The following is a 3,862-nucleotide window of genomic DNA, read 5'->3' on the forward strand; positions in this document are numbered from 1 at the left end:
TTCAGGTTCTGTGCGGCCTGGCTCATCTGACTCAACTCAACGCTCCTGGTGGTTCGAGCCGCCGAAGAGATCGGTGCTGCTGTTCTGGTTGCTGCCGCGACCCTGGTTCGGGTCGAAGCGGAAGCTGCCGGTGGCCCCCGGGTCACCGCCGGCGCTGCGGCCCTGCTCGACGCCGCGGCGCAGGTTGGTCAGGCGGCCGCGGACCTCCTCCGGGTTGCGGGAGACCTGCGGGCCTTCCTGCGGAGTCGGCTTGGCGTTGCCGGGCACGAGGTTCTGCTTGGGCACCCGGCGCGGCAGGCCGGCCTGGGTGGTACCGGCGGACGAGGGCTCGCGGACCTGCTCGGCCCGCTGCCAGCCGCCGTCGTTGGCGGACTGCCAGGCGCTCGACGCGGTCGGGCCGGTCGGGCCGTAGCCGCCGAGCGCGGACACGTCGTGGCCGCGGTTGTCACCGGCGGGGTCGGAGGTGTCCTTGGCGCCGGCGAACCAGTTCGGCTTCTCGTCGCCGCCGCCGAAGGCACCGGCACCGGCACCGGCACCGCCGCCGGCCAGCTGCTGGCCGGGGCGACGCTGCGGGAGACCGCCGGCCGTGGCCGCCGGGGGCAGCGCGGGCTGCTCGTCGGCCCCGTACGGGTGTCCGGCGGGCTGGTCGGCCTCGTACTGCCCCTCGTAGCCGTACGGCTGGTAGGCGTCGTCCTGGGCGCCCTGCTGCTGCGGGATGCCCGGGTAGCCGTTCTGGTCGTACTGGCCCTGGAACTGGTCGTAGCCGTCCTGGCCGTAGCCCTGCTCCTGGTAGCCGTTCTGGTCGTACTGGCCCTGGTACTGGTCGTAGCCGTCCTGCGCGTACTGGTCCTGGCCGTAGCCCTGGTCCTGGTAGCCGGACTGCTCGTAGCCCTGGGGCTGGTACTCGTCCGCGTAGGGGGCCTCGGTGGTCTCGACCGCCTCGGCGTCGATGACCTCGTCGTGCGGGCCGGCCTCGATGGCGGCGGCACGGCGGCGCTGCGAGCGCTGCATGGACTCCAGCGCGGGGCTGAAGCCGCCGTTGCCGGCGCCGGTCAGGTGGTCGTCGAAGCCGAGCTCGGCGGCGCTGCGCTGGCTCCAGTCGTCCTGCCAGGCCTGGGTCGGCTCCTGCTCGGAGAAGATCCGGGAGACGGTGAACTGCTCCTCCGGCTCCGGCGCGGCGTTCATCTGGGTCAGGCCGATCGGGAGCATGACCAGCGAGGTGGTGCCGGCGGACTCGCCCGACGGGCGCAGCTGCACGCGGATGTCGTGCCGCTGGGACAGCCGGCCGACCACGAAGAGGCCCATGCGGCGCGAGATGGTCGCGTCGACCGTGGGCGGCTCGGCCAGCTTCTCGTTGATCTCCGCGAAGTCGTCGGCGGTGAGGCCGATGCCCTTGTCGTGGATCTCGACCAGGACGCGGCCGTCCGGCAGGCGGGTGGCGTTGACCAGGACGCGGGTCTGCGGGCTGGAGAACGTGGTGGCGTTCTCCAGCAGCTCGGCGAGCAGGTGGACGAGGTCGGTCACGGCGGCGCCGACGACCTCGGCCTCCGGGATGCCGGCGAGCTCGATGCGCTCGTACTGCTCCACCTCGGAGGCGGCGGCACGGAGCACGTCGACCAGCGGGACGGGGGTGTTCCAGCGGCGGCCGGGCTCCTCGCCCGCGAGGACGAGGAGGTTCTCACCGTTGCGGCGCATACGGGTCGCGAGGTGGTCCAGCTTGAAGAGGTTCTCCAGCTGGTCCGGGTCGGCCTCGTTGTTCTCCAGGTCGGTGATCAGCGCCAGCTGGCGCTGGATCAGGCTCTGGCTGCGGCGCGACAGGTTGGAGAAGATCGCGTTCAGGTTGCCTCGGAGCAGGGCCTGCTCGGCCGCGAGCGACACCGCCTGCGAGTGGACCTGGTCGAACGCGCGGGCGACCTCGCCGATCTCGTCCTTGCCGCGCAGCGGGATCGGCTCGACCGAGGTGTCGACCCGGTCCGGGTCGGTCTTGGAGAGCTTCTCGACCAGGTCGGGCAGACGGTGGTTGGCGATGTCCAGCGCGGCGGTGTTCAGGGTGCGCATGCCGAGGATCATCGAGCGGGCGATGAAGCCGGTGAGCAGACCGGCGAGCGCCAGCGCGGCGATCACGATGCCGGAGTTGAGGAAGGCGTCCGTCTGGGCGCGGTCCTTGATGTTCTGCGCGTCGCCGACGACCTCGTTGAGGAGGGCGGATTCCGTGGCGCGCAGGGCGTTCATGTGGCCGGCGGCGGCCTGGTTCCAGTTCTGGACGGTCAGACCGGCGTTCTTCGCGCTCTCGAAGAGCCGCTCCGCCGCCTCCTTGCCGTCCTGCTGGCCGCGCATGGCGGCGTCGGAGTAGGCCAGGCCGATGTTCATCAGGCCGTTGACGGTCGGGATGCTCTGGTTGTCGGGCATCCGCAGCGGGGCGCGCTGGTCGGCCGCGGCCTGGGCGACCAGGGCGTCGGCGTAGACCTTGGCGTCGTCCGCGGTGGAGCCGGTGGAGAACTCGCTGATGGCGGTCGTCTCGAGCTTGCTCGCCACCAGGAGCGAGATGATCAGTTCCTGGTTCTCGTACTTGGTGACGGTGCCCTGGGCGATGCCGGCGAGCAGGTTGACCATCAGCGCGCGCTGGGTCGAGGCGGAGGCCTTGGCCAGCGACATGGCGTAGATCGCGCGGCCCTTGCTGGTGACGCTGGAGGAGCCGAAGCCGACGGAGTTGTCGATGGCCAGCAGCGGGGCGAACATCACCGAGTACGCGGCCTGGGTGGCCGAGGCGAGCAGCTCCGGCTTGTAGGCGTTCTCGCGCAGGTGCGGCAGGAAGACGACGAGCTGCTGGAAGGCCGCGTCGCGGCGCTTGAGCGTGTCGTCGTCGGAGATCTTGCCGTAGGCCGTGTTGTACGCCTTGAGGGCGTCGTCGGTCTTCTTGCGGAGTTCGCCGAGCCGGCCCTGCGGGTCGGAGCCGGTGAGGATCGGCACGATCGAGAGGTCGCGCTCGTTCTCCAGGGCGTCCGCGAGGTCGGTCGCGGCGTGCGCGAGCTTCGCGGTCTTCACCGCGCGGTCGGCCTTGTGGAAGTCGTCCAGCGAGGTGTTGACGCGCAGGCCGCCGAAGACCAGGCCGATGATGACCGGCACGAGCAGGATGGCGATCAGGCGGGTCGGCACGCGCCAGTTCCGGGGGGCCAGGAACTCGTACCGGCCGCCGCTCTCACCGCCGGCCTCGGAGGCGCCGGACGTGCCGGTCGGCCCCGTGGCGCCGCCCGGGCGGTTGCCCGGGCCGCTGAGTATCTGGGTCGGCGGGCCGGCGGCGCCGCGCGGCTGCGGCCGGTCCTCGGCCGCCGTGAACGCGGAGAAGCCGGCCGGTGCCTGACCGCCGGGTCCCTGCTCGTTCGGGCGGGGCTCGGACCGCCGCTGCGGGGTGTCTGGCTGCTTACGCCTCACTCGACAACAACCTCTCGGCCGATGGTGCGGCCATGAATCAATCCAGCGGCTACCCCCGCCGGCCGCAGCCCGCTGCTGGGTGGAACTGCCATATGGGGTGACTACGGGGTAGCTGGAATTTCAGCACGTGGAGGGATGCGGGACAAACAGCTCTCCGTACCCGAGATGTGCCGAATAAATCGGACATTTAGGGACAGTTGTGGAGCAAGTGGAAGGTCGACAGTGCACAGTGGATCGAGAACCTCACACTGTGTCGCTGTTGATCTCGAAATGCCTACCGAACTGTTATCGACGGAGAAACGCGCGCCCGCTCCCGTGCCCGTGGGGGCACCGGAGCGGGCGCGCTGCATCATCCGTCCTGGGTTCCTGTCCTACCGGAGGCGGGCCAGGAGGGCGTGCTCGACGAGGGTGATGAGGGCGCTCTTGGCGC

General features: G+C 70.8%; 1 protein-coding gene. It reads right to left on the reverse strand.

The window, feature by feature from the left end; all coding sequences use genetic code 11:
• Positions 1-36: 36 nt before the first annotated feature.
• Positions 37-3,432, reverse strand: coding sequence for a nitrate- and nitrite sensing domain-containing protein (locus tag ABD353_RS39310; RefSeq protein ID WP_344628522.1), 3,396 nt, complete (start codon positions 3,430-3,432; stop codon positions 37-39).
• Positions 3,433-3,862: the final 430 nt, after the last annotated feature.

The sequence above is a fragment of the Kitasatospora arboriphila genome, from assembly GCF_039528095.1.
Taxonomy (GTDB): domain Bacteria; phylum Actinomycetota; class Actinomycetes; order Streptomycetales; family Streptomycetaceae; genus Kitasatospora; species Kitasatospora arboriphila.